The sequence below is a fragment of the Streptomyces sp. NPDC051136 genome (genome assembly GCF_044455745.1).
In the GTDB taxonomy this organism is placed as follows: domain Bacteria; phylum Actinomycetota; class Actinomycetes; order Streptomycetales; family Streptomycetaceae; genus Streptomyces.
Window position 1 is genome coordinate 213,255 of the sequence record NZ_JBITFE010000008.1, and the last position, 17,464, is coordinate 230,718.

The 17,464-nt window shown below is 69.5% G+C and carries 13 protein-coding genes; 3 read left to right on the forward strand and 10 right to left on the reverse strand.

The genetic code is table 11. The features are described 5' to 3' along the window. Positions 1-207 precede the first annotated feature (207 nt). A complete protein-coding gene (locus ACIBCJ_RS23880; protein ID WP_399283177.1) occupies positions 208-1,308 on the forward strand; it encodes an LCP family protein in 1,101 nt (366 codons plus the stop codon). Between the two features lie 67 nt (positions 1,309-1,375). On the opposite strand, the gene ACIBCJ_RS23885 is transcribed toward ACIBCJ_RS23880, so the two are convergent. Further along, a complete protein-coding gene (locus ACIBCJ_RS23885) occupies positions 1,376-2,401 on the reverse strand; it encodes a hypothetical protein (RefSeq protein WP_362101024.1) in 1,026 nt (341 codons plus the stop codon). 168 nt (positions 2,402-2,569) lie between these two features. Between ACIBCJ_RS23885 and ACIBCJ_RS23890 the strand changes: the two genes are divergently transcribed. Continuing rightward, positions 2,570-2,947, forward strand: coding sequence for an NTP pyrophosphohydrolase (locus ACIBCJ_RS23890; protein WP_365978362.1), 378 nt, complete (start codon positions 2,570-2,572; stop codon positions 2,945-2,947). A 150-nt stretch (positions 2,948-3,097) separates the two neighbouring features. Here ACIBCJ_RS23890 and ACIBCJ_RS23895 read toward each other — a convergent pair whose 3' ends face one another. Then, entirely contained in the window at positions 3,098-4,612 is a 1,515-nt protein-coding gene (locus ACIBCJ_RS23895; protein WP_362101030.1) for an amino acid permease, read from the reverse strand. A gap of 137 nt (positions 4,613-4,749) precedes the next feature. After that, entirely contained in the window at positions 4,750-6,678 is a 1,929-nt protein-coding gene (gene dxs, locus ACIBCJ_RS23900) for a 1-deoxy-D-xylulose-5-phosphate synthase (protein ID WP_362514221.1), read from the reverse strand. Positions 6,679-7,059: 381 nt separating this feature from the next. On the opposite strand from dxs, the gene ACIBCJ_RS23905 reads away from it, so the two are divergent. Continuing rightward, the gene (locus tag ACIBCJ_RS23905) at positions 7,060-8,583 is read left to right on the forward strand and encodes a glycosyl hydrolase family 18 protein (RefSeq protein ID WP_365978363.1); all 1,524 of its coding nucleotides are present in this window, start codon (positions 7,060-7,062) and stop codon (positions 8,581-8,583) included. Positions 8,584-8,679: 96 nt separating this feature from the next. Here ACIBCJ_RS23905 and ACIBCJ_RS23910 read toward each other — a convergent pair whose 3' ends face one another. The 7 genes from ACIBCJ_RS23910 to ngcE form a co-directional block, all read right to left on the reverse strand. Continuing rightward, complete coding sequence (locus ACIBCJ_RS23910; protein WP_362101039.1) at positions 8,680-9,969, reverse strand: sugar ABC transporter permease; 1,290 nt, start codon at positions 9,967-9,969, stop codon at positions 8,680-8,682. After that, positions 9,966-10,757 carry an ATP-binding cassette domain-containing protein gene (locus tag ACIBCJ_RS23915; protein WP_031046702.1) on the reverse strand — a complete coding sequence of 264 codons (792 nt, stop codon included), beginning with the start codon at positions 10,755-10,757 and terminating at the stop codon, positions 9,966-9,968. The genes ACIBCJ_RS23910 and ACIBCJ_RS23915 overlap by 4 nt, the downstream gene beginning before the upstream one ends. 160 nt (positions 10,758-10,917) lie before the next feature. Beyond that, positions 10,918-12,021, reverse strand: coding sequence for a sugar ABC transporter substrate-binding protein (locus ACIBCJ_RS23920; RefSeq protein WP_365978488.1), 1,104 nt, complete (start codon positions 12,019-12,021; stop codon positions 10,918-10,920). Between the two features lie 133 nt (positions 12,022-12,154). After that, positions 12,155-13,366 (reverse strand): ROK family transcriptional regulator, encoded by a 1,212-nt coding sequence (locus ACIBCJ_RS23925; protein WP_365978365.1) that lies wholly within the window; start codon positions 13,364-13,366, stop codon positions 12,155-12,157. A 234-nt stretch (positions 13,367-13,600) separates the two neighbouring features. Further along, positions 13,601-14,509, reverse strand: a complete 909-nt coding sequence (locus ACIBCJ_RS23930) for a carbohydrate ABC transporter permease (protein WP_362101044.1) — start codon at positions 14,507-14,509, stop codon at positions 13,601-13,603. Then, the gene (locus ACIBCJ_RS23935; RefSeq protein WP_362101046.1) at positions 14,506-15,567 is read right to left on the reverse strand and encodes a sugar ABC transporter permease; all 1,062 of its coding nucleotides are present in this window, start codon (positions 15,565-15,567) and stop codon (positions 14,506-14,508) included. The genes ACIBCJ_RS23930 and ACIBCJ_RS23935 overlap by 4 nt, the downstream gene beginning before the upstream one ends. A gap of 7 nt (positions 15,568-15,574) precedes the next feature. Continuing rightward, complete coding sequence (gene ngcE / locus ACIBCJ_RS23940) at positions 15,575-16,918, reverse strand: N-acetylglucosamine/diacetylchitobiose ABC transporter substrate-binding protein (protein ID WP_362101383.1); 1,344 nt, start codon at positions 16,916-16,918, stop codon at positions 15,575-15,577. Positions 16,919-17,464: the final 546 nt, after the last annotated feature.

The window sequence follows — 17,464 nt, forward strand, 5'->3', positions numbered from 1 at the left end:
CCCGCCGGGACGGGTGGAGCCCCGAAGAGGCCGGCCGCTTCGGCACTAGCCCGGGGGCACACAACCGGGCACATCGCTCGTACGGGTGCTCGATCACGTGTCTATAGTTCAGTGCCAACCAAGCGTCAGCCGAGCAGCACCGACCCGGCCCCTCACGGGAGCGGCCGCTGCCCTTGCCCTCTGGGCACGAGTTGCGAGGACCCCGCCGTGAGCCACGACCTGAGCACCCCTGTGCCGCCTGCCCGCCATTCCCCGCCCGGCGGGCGCGGGAGCCGCAGAGCCGAGAAGAAGAAGCGCCACACAGGCCGAAACATCCTGATCGCTCTGGGTGTTCTCGTCGTGGCCGCGGCCGGCACCGCCTACTGGCTCTACAGCGACCTCAACGGCAACATCAAGGGCGTCGACATCAACGAGGCGATCGGCAAGGACCGGCCGGAGAAGCTTCCCACCTCCGGGCAGAACATCCTGATCCTCGGCTCCGACTCACGGGCCGGCGACAACGCCGATCTGAACACCGGCAAGGTCGCCGGGGCCCGTTCGGACACGGCGCTGGTGATGCACATCCCCGAGGGCCGCACCGAGGCCGTCGCCGTCAGCATTCCGCGGGACACACTCGTGACCCGGCCCGCGTGCACCAAGCCGGACGGCTCCGAGGTGGCCTCCGCCGAGCGTGTGATGTTCAACTCGGTCTACTCGCAGGTCGGTCCGGCCTGCGTGGTCAAGACGGTGGAGAAGATGTCCGGGGTCCGCATGGACCACTACGTGGAGATCGACTTCGCCGGGTTCAAGGACCTGGTGGACGCGATAGGCGGCGTCACCGTCACCGTCGACCAGGACATCCACGACAAGTCCAGCGGGCTCGACCTGGCCGCCGGCACGCACAAGTTGAACGGCACGGACTCGCTGGCCTTCGTGCGCACCCGGCACGGCATCGGCGACGGCAGCGACCTCGGACGGATCGGCCTCCAGCAGGAGTTCATGATCGCTCTGCTGAGCGAGATCAAGAATCAGGACCTGCTGGGCAGCCCCACCAAGACCTACAAGATCGCCGACACGCTCACCGCGGCCCTCACCACCGACTCCGAACTCGCCTCGCTCACCGCCCTCGCGGACTTCGGACGCAGCCTGAACGGGGTCGACCCGTCCACGATGGAGACCATCATGCTGCCGGTGGCGTACGACAAGGTCGACCCGAACCGGGTGGTGGCCGCGGAGCCGCAGGCGTCCACGCTGTGGAAGGCGATCCGCGGCGACCAGGAGATCCCGGAGTCGGCGAAGAAGTCCCCCGCGGGCGGCAAGGCTTCCTGAGCCGACCGGCTCCCGGCTCCCGGCCCCCGGGGCTTCTCTCCTCCCGAGGGGATTCGGCGTGCCCTCCTCAGACCGCCTCCCACGCCCCCAGCGCCAGCCCCGCCTCGTCCTTCCGTCGGCTCAGCAGGAGTTGCCCGCTCGACGGGGACAGGGTCGCCGCCACCAGGCGGGCATCGGCGTCCAGGGTCAGGGAGACCGTCGCGTCGGCCGGCAGGGCGGGGCCCGACTCGGTCCAGGACGCGCCCACCTCCTCCAGTTCCGAGGGGTACGCGGCGAAGGCGACGCGGCCGCCGGCCGCCGAGCGCTGGGCGACGAGCGTGCAGTCGTGGCCGTCTATGACGGTGCGGACCGCGGACACGGGGCCGGGGCCGGCGGCGGGCACCAGGGGTGCGGGCTTCTCGCCGGGGCGCCAGGCGCACAGCTCACCCGTGTCGTCGTCGGTGAAGAAGGCCGTGGTGTGCTCCGCGGAGGTGGCCAGGGCCCGCAGGGTGCCGGGGCGGACCGCCGCGTCGAGGCGCTCCCCCAGGACCGGTCGCTCGCCCGGCTTGTCCTGGCGCCAGTGCAGGATGCCGCCCTCGACGGGCGCGTACAGCTCGACCAGGCCGGAGTCGGCCGTCACGGCCGCGGGCGACTCCTGGACACCGCGGCCCTTGAGGTCCCGCCACGGCTCCCAGCCGCCCTTCTCCTGCTGGGCCACCATGCTCATGCCGCCGCCCCCGTTGCGGACGAAGACGTGCGCGCGTCCCTGCGCGTCGACCGCGACGGCCGGGGTTCCGGTGCGGTCGCCCTGCTTGTTGGGGTGGCCGGCGGGCTGCCAGTCCAGCGGCGCCAGCAGCGGCCGGAAGTGCGTGGTGTGCACGAGGTCGCAGCGGCCCGCGCCGGTGCGGCGCCAGGTGACCAGGTGGGTGTAGCCGTCGGGGCCGCGTCCGGCCGCGAGGCCGTCCGGGCGCACTTCCCGGTCGCCGCCGATGCGGCGTGGCGCCTCCCAGGCGCCCGCGGGCACGCGTTCGGCCCGCCACAGGGCCGCGTCGTCCGACGGGAGGTACACACTGAGGCGGCCGTCGCGGCCGAGGAGAAGCCAGTCGCCGTTCACCCGATCACTCTAAGCGGGGCCGCCCCCTCCGTGTCGATCGGGTACGGCCCTGCCCGTACCCGTGACGGCGGGCGGGCGCACCGGCGGGGACGGCGGGCGGGCGCACCGGCGGGGACGGCGGGCGGGCGTACCGGCGGGGAGGTCGGGCGGGCGTGGGACCCTGGCGGGATGGAAGGCAACGCGCCGCTGCTCGTGGTCGTCGACGCCGCGAACGTCGTCGGTTCGGTGCCCGACGGCTGGTGGCGGGACCGGCGCGGGGCCGCCGAGCGGCTGCGGGACCGGCTGGCGGCGGACGGGGTGCCGGAGCGGGACGGGCCGGTGGAGATCGTGCTCGTCGTCGAGGGCGCGGCCCGCGGGGTGGAGTCCGTGCCCGGCGTACGGGTGGAGTCCGCGCCGGGCAGCGGGGACGACCACATGGTCGGGCTGGTCGCGCGGGCCGGGGAGGACCGGCCCGTCCTGGTGGTGACGGCCGACCGCGAGCTGCGCCGCCGGGTGACGGAGCTGGGTGCTCAGGTGGCGGGGCCCAGGACGGTGCGGCCCGACTGAGGGCCGGCGCCCCTCCGGCAGGGCGGGTACGCGCGCGGCGCGGGGGCACCGCACGCGCACCACGACGCCGGGGCACCGCACGCGCGACACGACGCCGGGGCCCCGCACGTCGGTACGTGCGGGGCCCCGGCGCGACGGGTCGGGGGTGAGCTACGGTCCGCTCGGGGCGGAGGGCTCGGCCGGTGTCTCCTCGCCCCGGGCCAGGCGGCTGTGGGTGCGGCCGTAGAGGAAGTACACGACGAAGCCGATCGCCATCCAGATGCCGAACCGGACCCAGGTCTCGGCGGGCAGGTTCAGCATCAGCCACAGCGAGGCCGCCACGGACACGACGGGCAGCACCGGGACCAGCGGCGTGCGGAAGGCGCGGGGCAGGTCGGGGCGGGTCCTGCGCAGGATGATCACGCTGATCGCGACGACGACGAAGGCGAAGAGCGTGCCGATGTTCACCAGCTCGGCCAGCTCGCTCAGGCTGGTAAAGCCGGCGACGATCGCGATGACGACGCCGAGCAGGATGGTCGGCCGGTAGGGGGTGCGGAACTTCGGATGGACGTGGGAGAAGAAGCGGGGCAGCAGTCCGTCGCGGCTCATCGCGAAGAACACCCGGGTCTGGCCGAGCAGCAGGATCATGCACACCGTGGTGAGGCCGACAGCGGCGCCGAAACTGATCACGCCCGCGAAGAAGGGGTGCCCGGTGGACTTGAAGGCGTCGGCGAGCGGGGCGTCGACGGACAGTTCGCTGTAGTGCTGCATGCCGGTGACCACGATGGAAACGGCCACGTAGAGCACGGTGCAGATGAACAGGGAGCCGAGGATGCCGCGGGGCATGTCGCGCTGCGGGTTCCTGGTCTCCTCGGCGGCGGTGGCGACGATGTCGAAGCCGATGAAGGCGAAGAAGACGACCGAGGCGGCGGTGAAGATGCCCATGACGCCGAAGTTGGAAGGGGCCCACCCGAACATCAGCTGGACCAGGGGGGAGTGCAGCCCTCCGCCCGCCTCCACCGGCTGGGACTTCGGAATGAAGGGGTCGTAGTTAGAGCCCTTGACGAAGAAGGCGCCCGCGATGATCACGATGAGGACGACGGTCACCTTGATGGCGACCACGAGCGAGGTGATCCGCGCCGACAGCTTCATGCCGAGGACGAGGATGCCGGTGAGCACCAGGACCAGGGCGGCGGCGAGGATGTCGAAGCCGAAGCCCTCGGCCCCGTCCCGGCCGCTCAGGGCCTCCGGGAAGGTCACGCCGGCGTTCTCGAAGAACGAACGGATGTAGCCCGACCAGCCGACGGCCACCACCGCCGTGCCGAGCGCGAACTCCAGGACCAGGTCCCAGCCGATGATCCAGGCGGGCAGTTCGCCGAGCGAGGCGTAGGAGAAGGTGTAGGCGGAGCCCGCCACCGGGACCGTGGAGGCGAACTCGGCGTAGCAGAGCGCGGCGAGCGCGCAGACGACACCGGCGACGACGAAGGCCAAGGCCGTGGAGGGGCCGGCGGTGTCCTTGGCGACGGTGCCGGTCAGGACGAAGATGCCGGTGCCGATGACGACACCGACGCCGAAGACGGTCAGATCCAGCGCGGACAGGGATTTCTTGAGCGCGTGCTCCGGTTCCTCCGTGTCACGGATGGACTGTTCGATCTTCTTGGTTCTGAAAAGGCTGCTGCTGCTCACGGGTTACCTCCGACGCGTCGTCCCCGACATGATCGAGAGGGGGGCGTACTGCGTATGCCCCGGCGTGAGCGGATTCACGCGGATGGGCAGGTTTCACCACCCCGACGAGTGGGGGAACCTGCCCGTCCGGTCGTACGTCAGTCGCGCGCGGCCTCCACCTGGTCCACCCCGGCGCCGGCGCGGTCGTACCGGCCGTCGAGCTTGGCGACCAGGCCGGTGACCTGGCGGGCGATGTCGGGCGCGGTGAGCCCGATCTCGGCCAGGACCTCGGCGCGGGAGGCGTGGTCGAGGAAGCGCGGCGGGATGCCGAAGTCGCGCAGCGGCACGTCGACGCCGGCGTCGCGCAGGGCCTGCGCGACGGCGGAGCCGACCCCGCCGACGCGGGAGTTGTCCTCGACGGTGACCACCACGCGGTGCCGCTCGGCGAGCGGGGCCATGGCCTCGTCGACGGGCTTGACCCAGCGCGGGTCGACGACGGTGGTGGAGATGCCCTGCTTGTCCAGCAGGCCGGCCACCTCCAGGCACATCGGCGCGAGGGCGCCGACCGAGACCAGGAGGACGTCCGGGGTGTCGGTGCCGGGGGCCCGCAGCACGTCCATGCCGCCGACGCGGCCCACGGCGGGCACGGCGGGTCCGACGGCGCCCTTGGAGAAGCGGACCACGGTGGGCGCGTCGTCCACCTCGACGGCCTCGCGCAGCTGGGCCCGGACCTGGTCGGCGTCGCGCGGGGCGGCCAGGCGCAGGCCCGGGACGACCTGGAGGATCGACATGTCCCACATGCCGTTGTGGGAGGCGCCGTCGGTGCCGGTGACACCGGCGCGGTCCAGCACGAAGGTCACCCCGCACTTGTGCAGGGCCACGTCCATCAGCACCTGGTCGAAGGCGCGGTTGAGGAAGGTGGCGTACACGGCGAAGACCGGGTGGACGCCGCCGTGGGCGAGGCCGGCGGCGGAGACGGCGCCGTGCTGCTCGGCGATGCCGACGTCGTAGACGCGGTCGGGGAAGGCCTTGGCGAACTTGTCGAGGCCCACCGGCTGGAGCATGGCGGCCGTGATGGCGACCACGTCGTCCCGTTCCCTGCCGAGCTTGACCATCTCGTCGCCGAAGACGCTCGTCCAGTCGGCGCCGGAGGTGGAGATGGGCAGGCCGGTGTCGGGGTGGATCTTGCCGACGGCGTGGAAGCGGTCGGCCTCGTCCTGGAGGGCGGGCTGGTAGCCGCGGCCCTTCTCGGTGAGGCAGTGCACGATCACCGGGCCGCCGAAGCGCTTGGCGCGGGTGAGGGCGGACTCCAGGGCTTCGAGGTCGTGGCCGTCGATCGGGCCGACGTACTTGAGTCCGAGGTCCTCGAACATGCCCTGCGGGGCGATGAAGTCCTTCAACCCCTTCTTGGCGCCGTGCAGGGTGTCGTAGAGCGGGCGGCCGACGACCGGGGTGCGCTCCAGGAGGTCCTTGCCGCGGGCCAGGAAGCGCTCGTAGCCGTCGGTGGTGCGCAGGGTCGCCAGGTGGTTGGCGAGGCCGCCGATGGTGGGCGCGTAGGAGCGCTCGTTGTCGTTGACGACGATGACCAGGGGGCGGTCCTTGGCGGCGGCGATGTTGTTCAGCGCCTCCCAGGCCATGCCGCCGGTGAGGGCGCCGTCGCCGATGACGGCGACGACGTGGTCGTCGCGCTCCAGGACCTGGTTGGCCTTGGCGATGCCGTCGGCCCAGCCCAGGACGGTGGACGCGTGGCTGTTCTCGATGACGTCGTGCTCGGACTCGGCCTGCGAGGGGTAGCCGGACAGGCCGCCCTTCATCTTCAGCTTCGAGAAGTCCTGGCGTCCGGTGAGCAGCTTGTGCACGTAGGACTGGTGGCCGGTGTCCCAGAGCACCTTGTCCTTCGGCGAGTCGAAGACCCGGTGCAGGGCGAGGGTGAGTTCCACCACGCCGAGGTTGGGGCCGAGGTGGCCGCCGGTCTTGGACACGGCCTCGACGAGGAAGGTACGGATCTCCTCGGCCAGCTGGTTCAGCTCTTCCAGGCTGAGCCGGTCCAGATCGCGCGGTCCCGTGATGCGGGTCAGCAGCGGCACCCGTGCCTCCTTGCAGTAGAGCTGTTGCCGGGCTCGTCGAGTCTAATGTTCCGCTCCGGCGGAACGTGTCCGGGCGGTGCGTCGTACGTCACGCGTTCGGCCTTACCCAGCGGCGGGCCCTTCTACGTCTCCCCGGTGGCGTCTTCCCCGTCCGTGACGTCCGGCACGTCGCCGTCCGGCTTGGGGACACCTTTACCCGGGTGGTCCAGTGCCCCGGGCGCACGGTGTCCAGGCCCGGCGGGGTCCGGCTCGGCCAATTGGTCTAGTCCCATTCTGGTCCAGACCATTGCGTCCCCCGATGCTCCGGCGATATCCCCGTACCCGGCAACACCGCAGCGCAGCACGGGATTCGACGTTCACCCCACACACACCGGGACTGACATGAGACGCATGCGTTCCATCCGCGCGGCCCTGACCGCGGCCGCCACCATCGTGGCCGCGACGGGCCTCGCCCTGTCCGGCACCGGCACGGCCCAGGCGGCGACCCCGCTGCCGGACCGGGTCTTCGCCCCCTACTTCGAGGCCTGGACCGGCGAGAGCCCGGCCGCACTGGCCGCCCAGTCGGGTGCCAAGCACCTGACCATGGCCTTCCTCCAGACGGCGACCCCCGGCTCCTGCACGGCGTACTGGAACGGCGACACGTCGATGCCGGTCGCCCAGTCGACCTTCGGCGCCGACGTCGACACCATCCAGGCGAACGGCGGCGACGTCATCCCCTCGTTCGGCGGCTACACGGCCGACACCACCGGCACCGAGATCGCCGACAGCTGCACCGACGTGCAGCAGATCGCCGCGGTCTACGAGAAGGTCATCACGACCTACGACGTCAGCCGGCTCGACATGGACATCGAGATCGACTCGCTGGACAACGCCGCCGGCATCGACCGCCGCAACAAGGCGATCAAGCTGGTCCAGGACTGGGCCGCCGCGAACGGCCGCGACGTCGAGATCTCCTACACGCTGCCCACCACCACCCGGGGCCTCGCGAGCAACGGCGTCGCCCTGCTGGAGAACGCCGTCAAGAACGGCACGAGGGTCGACGTCGTCAACCTCATGACGTTCGACTACTACGACAACCAGCAGCACGACATGGCCAAGGACACCCAGACGGCGACCCAGGGCCTGCACGACGTGCTGGCCCGGCTGTACCCGCAGAAGTCCTCCGCCGAGCTGTGGCGCATGATCGGCGTCATCGAGATGATCGGCGTCGACGACTTCGGACCGGCGGAGACCTTCACCCTGGCCAACGCCCGCACGGTCTACGACTGGGCGCTGAAGCAGGGCATCAACACGCTGTCCTTCTGGGCGCTGCAACGGGACAACGGCGGCTGCGCGGGCGGCGCGGCGGCCGACAACTGCTCCGGCATCCAGCAGAACACCTGGGACTTCTCGCACATCTTCGCGCCGTTCACCGGCGGCAGCACCGCCCCGGCGAACGACTTCACCCTCTCCGCGGCCCCGGCCTCCGGCACGGTGAAGGCGGGCGCCTCGGCCACCACCACGGTGAAGACCGCGGTGAAGTCGGGTGCGGCCGAGACGGTGCGGTTCACCGCGAGCGGGGTCCCCGCGGGGGTCACCGCGTCCTTCAGTCCCGCCTCGGTCACGGCGGGCGGGCAGTCGACGCTGACCCTCGCCACCACCGACAAGGCCGTGTCGGGGACCTACTCCGTCACCGTCACCGGCACCAGCGCGTCCGGCAGCCACAGCGCCACGTACGCGCTGACCGTCACCGGTGGCAACGGCAGCCAGTGCACGGCCGCCCCGTGGAACACCGGCGCGGTCTACACCGGCGGGCAGCAGGTCTCGCACGCGGGGCACACCTGGAAGGCCAAGTGGTGGACGACCGGCGAGGAGCCCGGGACCACCGGCCAGTGGGGCGTCTGGCAGGACCTCGGCGCCTGCTGACGGCGGCACGGAGGCATCGGCAGGGAAAAGCGGTCCGCCCGCCGGCCCAGGGCTCAGCTGGGCGGGCGGGCGGACCGTCGTCGGCCGTGCGGGAAGCTACGCGCGGCCGGCCGACTTCTGCGTCTTGCGGGTGACCGCGTCGATGACGACGGTCGCCAGCAGCACGCCACCGGTGATCATGTACTGGACCGGCGAGGCGATGCCCTCCAGGGCGAGGCCGTACTGGATCGAGACGATGACCATCACACCGAGCAGCGCGTCCCAGGTGCGGCCGCGGCCGCCGAACAGGGACGTACCGCCGATCACGGCCGCGGCGATGACGTTCATCAGGAACTCGCCGGTGCCCGCGCCCTGGTTGGCGGAGGCGATCTTCGAGGCCACGAAGAGGCCGCCGATCGCGGCGAAGCCGCCGGCGATCGCGAAGACCGAGATCCGGACCAGCTCCACGTTGATGCCGGCACGGCGGGACGCCTCGACGCTGCCACCGAGGGCGAAGATCTTGCGACCGTAGGCGGTGCGGCGCAGGACGAAGTCCGTGAGCAGCAGGAACGCCAGGAAGATCACCACGGCCAGCGGCAGGCCCTTGTACTGGTTGAAGACGATCGCCACGGCGAAGGCCAGGATCGCGAGCAGCACCGTGCGCACGATGATCTCGTTCAGCGGCCGGGAGGGCACCTGGGCGGCCTCGCGGCGGCGGTTGTCGAAGAACGCGGTGAGGAAGTACCCCGCGGTCACGACGATCGCCAGGCCGTACGCGGCGGCCACGTCGCTGAAGTAGTAGCTGGTCATCTTCACGACCACGCCCTCGGAATCGAGGTTGATCGTGCCGTTGTCGCCCAGGATCTGCAGCATGAAGCCCTGCCAGAACAGCAGTCCGGCCAGCGTCACGGCGAAGGCCGGCACGCCGATGCGGGCGAAGACGAAGCCGTGCAGGGCACCGGCCACGGTGCCGGTGAGAACGGCCAGCAGCAGGGCGAGCCACTCGTTCATCCCGTGCGTGACGCTGAGCACCGCGAAGGTGGCGCCCGCGACACCGCTGACGGAGCCGACCGACAGGTCGATCTCGCCGAGCAGCAGGACGAAGACGATACCGACGGCGATCATGCCGGTGCCGACCATGGCGACCGACATGTCGGAGAAGTTGCCGGCGGTGAGGAAGTTGGAGTTCAGGCTGGTGAAGATGGCCCAGATGATCAGCAGTCCGACGACGACCGGGATGGAGCCGAGGTCACCGGCCTTCATCTTCCGCTTGAACTCGCCGATGTAGCCCGCGAGGCCCTGCTCGCGCACCAGCAGCCTCGGGTCGACCACGGTGGCCGCCCCGGCGGCGGCCGCGGGGTTCTCCACCGAGTCCTCGGCGGGGGTGGAGGTCTTGTCGATGCTCACTTCTTTATCTCCCCATTGGTGCGCGCCGCACGACGGGTCACGGCGTTCTCCGTGGCGCCCGTGATGGCGGAGATGATCTCTTCCTGCGAGGTCGACTTGACCTCGAAGATGCCGTTGTTGCGCCCGAGGCGCAGGACTGCGACCTTGTCGGCGACCGCCTTGACGTCGGCCATGTTGTGGCTGATGAGGATGACGGCGTGGCCGCGCTCGCGCAGCCGCTCCACGAGGTCGAGGACCTGCGCGGTCTGCTCGACGCCGAGAGCCGCGGTGGGCTCGTCGAGGATGACCAGCTTGGGCTCGCCGAGCATGGACCGGGCGATCGCCACCACCTGGCGCTGACCGCCGGAGAGCGAGGCGATCGGGATGCGGACGCTCGGGATGCGGATGGACAGCGTGTCGAGGAGCTCGCGGGAGCGGCGCTCCATCTCCACCTCGTCCAGGACACCGCGCCGGCGGATCTCCCGGCCCAGGAAGAGGTTGCCGACCACGTCGATGTTGTCGCACAGCGCGAGGTCCTGGTAGACGGTCGCGATGCCCAGGTTCTGGGCGTCGTGCGGCTTGTTGATCGTGACGGACCTGCCGTCCCACTCGATGGCGCCTTCATCGATGGGGTGCACGCCGGCGATCGTCTTGACCAGCGTGGACTTTCCGGCTCCGTTGTCGCCCACCAGGGCGACCACCTCACCGGCGTGGACCTCAAGCTCTACGTCGGTGAGCGCCTGGACGGCACCGAATCGCTTGGAGACCCCGCGCAACGCCAGCACGGGCGTAGCGGACACGTGAACCATCTCCTTCGCCGCCTGACCCGGCGGGAGGTTGTGCAGAAGTTTGTTGGGGGGTTGTTCCGTCCGGCGCCCCGCGTAGCTTGCGGGGCTGATGAGTGCGGGGCGCCGGAGGAGCCGGGGCGGCCGGCCCGGGGCGCTCACGCGGCCCGGGACGCGGATCCGCTTACTTGAGGCCGATCTTGTCGCAGGCGGCCTTGTACTTGGCGGTGCAGATCTCGTCGATGGTGTAGAAGCCGTCCTTGATGACGGTCTCCTTGATGTTGTCCTTGGTCAGCGAGACGACCGGGACGATGACCGCGGGAACGCCCTTGGCGGTGGCGCTGTCGACCTTGTCGTTGGCGATGGAGTCGAGCGACTCGCCCTTGGCCAGCGCGACGGCCATCTCGGCCGCGGTCTCGGCCTCCTTCGGGTAGGACTTGAAGACGCTCATGTACTGCTCACCGGTGACGATGCGCTGCACACCCGCGAGTTCGGCGTCCTGGCCGGTGACCGGGACGTCCGCGATGCCGGCGGCCTTCAGGGCGGTGATGATGCCGCCCGCCATGCCGTCGTTGGCGGAGTAGACGCCCTGGATCTTGCCCTTGCCGAGGGCGGAGATGGCGCCCTCCATGTTGGCGTTGGCGTTCTCCGGCTTCCACTCCTTGGTGTCGTACTCGCGGCCGACCTTCACCTTGCCGTCGAGGGCGGCGTGGGCGCCCTCCTTGAACTGGGCGGCGTTCGGGTCGGTGGAGGAGCCGTTCATCATGACGATCTGGGCGTCCTTGGCCTTGTCGCCCAGGGCCTGGAGGAGGGCCTCGCCCTGCGTCTTGCCGACGGTGACGTTGTCGAACGACGTGTAGGCGTCGATGGGGCCCTCGGCCAGGCGGTCGAAGGCGACGACCTTGATGCCGGCGTCCTTGGCCTTCTTCACCGAGCCCGCGATGGCCTTGTAGTCCACCGCGTCGATGATCAGCACGTCGACCTTGTTGGTCACCATGGTGTCGACCTGCTGGTTCTGCAGGCTGGCGTCCTGCTTGGCGTTGGCGTAGACGACCTCGCCCTTGTTGTTCGTGAGCTCCTTGACCTTCTTCTCGATCATGGGCTTGTCGAACTTCTCGTACCGCGCGGTCTGGTTCTCCGGAAGGAGCAGGCCGACCTTGATGTCGTCGCCCTTCTTGGCCGCCGAGTCCGACGAGTCGTTCTTGTCGCCGGACTCCTTGGCGCTGCCGCAGGCGGCGAGAGAGACGGCCATGGCACCGGCGGCGAGAGCAACGGCGGCGCGACGCATACGCGTGTTCACTTCAGAAACCTCCCTGACGAGGCCGCGACGTTGCGGCCGAGGTGGCTGGAAGTCAACTCGGCCGCACGTGCGACGTCAAGAAGTAAATCCTTAACGAGATGACAACGGTGCCATCCGTGCTCTAAGTGAAGGCAGGCGTGGCCGCCGGCAGAGCGCCGGTCGCAGATCCGTCCAACAGCGTCGAATCGCCCATCTCGCTCAGGGCGAGGGCGAGGGCCCCGAGCACCTCCGCACGGCCCCCAAGGGCCCCGGGAAGTACCGAGAGTTGACGCGCCGCGCTGGGGATGGCGTACCGCCCGACGGACTCCCTTATGGGCCCGAGCACCAGCTCGCCGGCCTCGGCGAGATCGCCGCCGAGGACGACTCGGCTCGGGTTGAGCAGGTTGCAGAGGTTGGCGACTCCGCTGCCGATGTGGCGGCCGACGTCGGCGATCACCCGACGGCAACCGGGGTCACCGTCACGTGCCAGGCGGACGACGCCCTCCAACGTCAGGTCGGTGCCGTGGCTGGGCTGGAGGAGCGGAAGCACATAGCGTGCTGCCGCGAAGGTCTCCAGGCAACCCCGGTTGCCGCACCGGCAGACGGGACCGGCCTCATCGAGGGTGATATGCCCGATTTCACCCGCTGTGCCGCCCGGGCCGCGATAGATCTTCCCGTTGATCACCAGACCGGCGCCGACACCGCTGGCGACCTTGATGTACGCCAGGTCCCGCACCCCCCGGCCGCTGCCCCAGACGAGCTCGCCCAGGGCGCCCAGGTTGGCGTCGTTGTCCACGTGCACGGGCACGCCGAGCCGCCCCCGCAGCTCCTCGGCGGGCCGGGTGCCGCCCCAGCCGGGCAGGATGGCGGTCGAGCCCAGCGTGCCGGACTCCACGTCGATCGGGCCCGGCACGCCGAGACCCACCCCGGCGATCTTGGCGCGGTCCACGCCGGTGGCGGCGATCAACCTGCTGACCAGCTGCTCCGCCCGGTCGAAGCCCTGGGCCGCGGACGCGTCGACGTCCAGCGGCTCGGACTCCTCCGCGAGCACCTGGTGGGCGAGGTTGCCGACCGCGACGCGCAGGTGGGTGTGGCCGAAGTCCACGCCGATGACGATCCCGGCGTCGCCGCTCAGCGAGACGCTGCGGGCTCGCCGGCCGCCCGCGGAGGTGGGTGTGACCTCGACCGTTCCGCCGTCCTTCAGCTCCCGGACGATGTTCGAGACGGTGGCCGCGGACAGGCCCGTCGTCCTCGCGATCTCCGCCTGCGTGAGCGAACCGGCGAGCCGTACCGCTCGTACGACCCGTTCCAGGTTGGCTCGGTGCAGCGACGACTGCGACCCGGGAGTCTCCATTGACTCTCACCCTCATCCCCTGGGTCCGCGTCACCCGGTGCGATGCGGACCTTGTACAAGTTATGAACCCCAAACTCCGCTGAGTCCCCCAGTGGCGTCAAGCCCTTGAAAGAAATCGGTTCCAGGCCGTGTCCACGACAGGGCTGCCGGCGGTACACCGCAGGGGTCCGTCCCCGGAGAGCTGTCTCTCCGGGGACGGACCCCTGCGTACGACGGGTGAAGCGGTGGTGGGCGTCAGCGGAAGGTGCCCTGCGACACCGAACCGGCGATCCGCCGCTGGAAGACGCAGTACACGAGGAGTACGGGCACCACCGTGACCACGATCGCCGCGAACAGCGCACCGTAGTCGATGTCGTAGACCTGCGAGGACGCGTAGGCGGCCATGCCTTGAGTGAGGACCCACTTGTCCTGGTCGGTGTTGAGCGCCACCGGAAGCAGGAACTGGTTCCACAGGCCCAAGAAGTTGAAGATCGCCACCGCCGCCATGCCCGGACGGGCCATCGGCAGCATCACCTGGAAGAACGCCCGCCAGTCCCCGGCACCGTCGATCAGCGCGGCTTCGTACACGTCATGCGGCAGGGACCGGAAGAACGAGTAGAGGAAGAACATCGTGAACGGCAGCGCGAACGCGACGTAGGTGAGAATCAGTCCGGGACGTGTGTTCAGCAGCCCGAAGTTCTGCAACTGGAAGAAGAGCGGAACGATCGCCAGGAAAACCGGGAAGGTCAGGCCGGCGAGCATCACGTAGTAGATCAGTCGGCGTCCGGGGAACTCGAACCGGGCGAGAACGTAGGCACACATCGCGCCCAGCAGCATCACCAGGATCAGTGCCGAGACCACGACGATCACGGAATTCAGGAAGTACTTCCCGATGTTCGCGTCGGTCCACGCGTTCGCGTAGTTCTCGAAGCGCCAGTGATCCGGCAGTGAGAACGGCGACGAAAGGATCTCGCTGGTCGATTTGAACGACGACACCAGCACCCACAGCATGGGCACGATCACGATCACGGACCACAGGATCAGCAGGGTGTGCGAGATCGCCGCGAATCTGCGGTCGCTGCTCGCGGCGGCCCTCGTCAGCTTGCGGTCGCTCGCCGGTTTCCGGTCACTGGCCGGCTTCCGGTCGGCGGCGATGACGCTCACCGGACACCTCCCTTGGCTGCGGCACGCCGAGCCCTGGACCCAGGTGCTTTCCTCTTGCTCTCGCCCTCGCCGCCGCCCGTGAGACGGTTGACGAGGAACACCAGCGCCGCGAACACCAGGGTGACGGCGGCGAGGACCACGCCCATCGCGGTGGCGTATCCGAACTGCTGCTTGGCGAAAGCGACGTTGAACAGACGCTGGCTGATCGTCAGGGTCGAGTTGTCCGGGCCGCCGTTCGGCACCATCGCCTGGACGTAGACGAACGCGTCGAGGGCGGCGATGCCCAGGTAGATGTACGCCGTCTGCACGCTGTCCCTGATCGCCGGCAGGGTGATCGAGATCGTGGTGCGGAACCGGCCGGCCCCGTCGATCTTCGCCGCCTCGTACAGCTCGCCGGGAACGCCCTTGATCGCGGCGATGAAGAGCACCGCGTAGAATCCGACGAGCCCCCAGATGATGACGAACATCACGGCCGGCATCGCGGTGGCCTTCTCGCCCAGCCAGGCGAACGTGTCGAACCGGTCGAGGCCGAGGCCGGTGAGGACGCCGTTGAGCAGGCCGGCGTTCGGGTCGTACATCTGCGCCCAGATCAGACCGACGATGATCGCCGGCACGACGTAGGGGAAGAACGAGATGATCCGGTAGAACGACGCTCCCCGGATCCCTCGGACGGGGCCCTTGCTGGGCCCGCCCAGGGTGATGGCCACGGCGACCCCGAGGGCCAGCGTCAGCGTCACCAGCGGCACGAAGGCCGCGAGGAGTGCGACGTTGCGCAAGGCCTTCAGGAAGATGTCGTCCTGGAACATCTTCGTGAAGTTGTCGAAGCCGACGAAGTTGTAGTCCGGGCTGAAGCCGCGCCAGTCGGTCATCCCCCAGAAGATCGCCTGGCCGAACGGGATCAGAACGAAGATCACGAAGATGGCCAGCGGGACACCGAGGAACGCGAGGAAGAACGTCACCCGGTCGAACGTGAGCTTGCGGCGCCATGGCCGCCCGCCGCGAGCGGCCGGCTCGGGCCGGCGGCTCGCGGTCTCGGCAGTGGGGATCGTGTCTTTCATCGCGGTGCTAGCTGACCTTGACCTTGTCGACGGAGTCGTCTTCCCGGACCTTGTCGGAGATCTTCTGCAGAGCCGAGGTCAGCCCCTTGCCGTCGAGGTCACCGGCGAGGAACGAGTTCCACGGCACCAGCTGGTCGGTGTTCAGCCCGTAGGTCTCGACGAACATGTAGTTGAAGATGTTGGTGCCCGCGGCCTCCAGCATCTTCGTCTGCGAGACGAGCGCCGTCGATCCGTAGCCGTCGGCGGGCACGGTGCCCTTGACGATCGTCGGGGCAAGCTTCGTCTTGGAGAAGTTGGCGGCCGCCTTCTCCGACAGCATCGCCCGCAGCACTTCCTTGCCGCCGGCCCGGTTCTTGCCCTGCTTGGGCACGATGAACGGCTCACCGGCGGCCGCGCGGAGGGCCTCGTAGGGCAGCGCCGGCTTGTCGGTGAGCGTCATCGACGGGATGCCGGTCATCTGGAAGTCGGCCTTGGTGGCCTTCTTCATCTCGTTCTCGATCCAGCCACCGGACGGGTAGAGCAGCGCCTTCTGGTCGTTGCTCCAGATCGCCTGCGCCTTCTGGAACTGGGTGCCGGAGCCACCGGGGACGAACATCTTCTGCTTGACCATGGTCTCCATGACCTTGATGACGCCCTGGACGGCCGGGTGCGACCAGCAGCCCTTCTCCAGGTTCTCCAGGGCGAGCCGGACCTCGTCACCGCCCTCCTTGATCGCCGAGTCGATCAGGAGCGTGCGGTAGTAGGTCGCCGCCTCCTTGCCGTGGACGAAGAGGTACTTGCCCTTCTTCTTCGCCTCCTGGCCGAGGTCGAGCGCCTCGTCCCAGGTCTTCGGCGGGGTCCAGCCGTTCTCCTCGAAGAGCGTCTTCGAGTACCAGACGCCGTACACCGTCATCACGTAGTTGAGCGCGACGAACTTGTCCTTGAACGTGCCGGGGTCCTTGACGCCGGGGTAGACGATGTCGGCGATCTTCTTGCCCTCGTAGGTGCTGGCCTCGAAGAGGTCGTCGAGCTCCTCCAGCTGGTCGAGGATGCCGAGGAAGCCGATCTGGTCCTCACCGGAGTTGTCGATGAGGTCCGGCGGGTTGCCGCCGACGAAGCGGGGCTGGAGCTGGGGGGCGATGTCGACGACCGGCTTGACCTGGACCTTGAGTCCCTTGACGTGACTGCCGAGCACCTGGTTGGTGTAGTCGACGTAGTCGGTGCCGTAGCCGCCGTCGAAGATGGCCGCTTCGATCGTGGAGTTCGCGGCGACACCGAACGGGTTCTGGGCGCTCTTCTCGCCCTTCGGGCCGCCGTCGCTGTCCTTCTCCTCGCTGGAGGGAGAGCTGCACGCGACCGCGAACGAGCCCATCGCCGCGGTGGCGATGGCGCCGCGCAGGAGTGTCCGCCTGTCAAGAGAGCCGGCACGAATGGTCATCTTTGCATCCTCACTGATCGATTGGTTCTGTCCGGGTGTGCTGCATGTGCGGCCGCCGTGACCGGACCGGTCCTGCGCCGGCCACACGTGAGGCGTTGTCGCCGTCGTCTCGGAGCCGCGGTGCGGCGCCGATGATCAGCTGAGTGATGCCGGCACAACAGTCGCCGGGGCCGGAGCGTCGGTCGCGCTCCGCCTGATCAGATCGTGATGGCCCACGCCGGTGGTGGATCCCATGCTCAAGTCCTCGCCTTCTCCAGGACTCAGGCGGTGAACCGGATCCTCGCCGGCACCGCGATCGGGTCACGCTGGGTCGTGCTGGGTCGTGCTGGGCCTTGCGGGAAAAGCGGGTACTGCCTGTGCAGTCACGATGGTGTCACTGCTGTTCGGGCGCGTGGGCGGTTCCTCGTCGCGGTTCCCCCCGTATCCCCCGGTGGCCGACAGGTATAGTCCACTTTCCGTCGGCGGAGCAAGATCGAATGC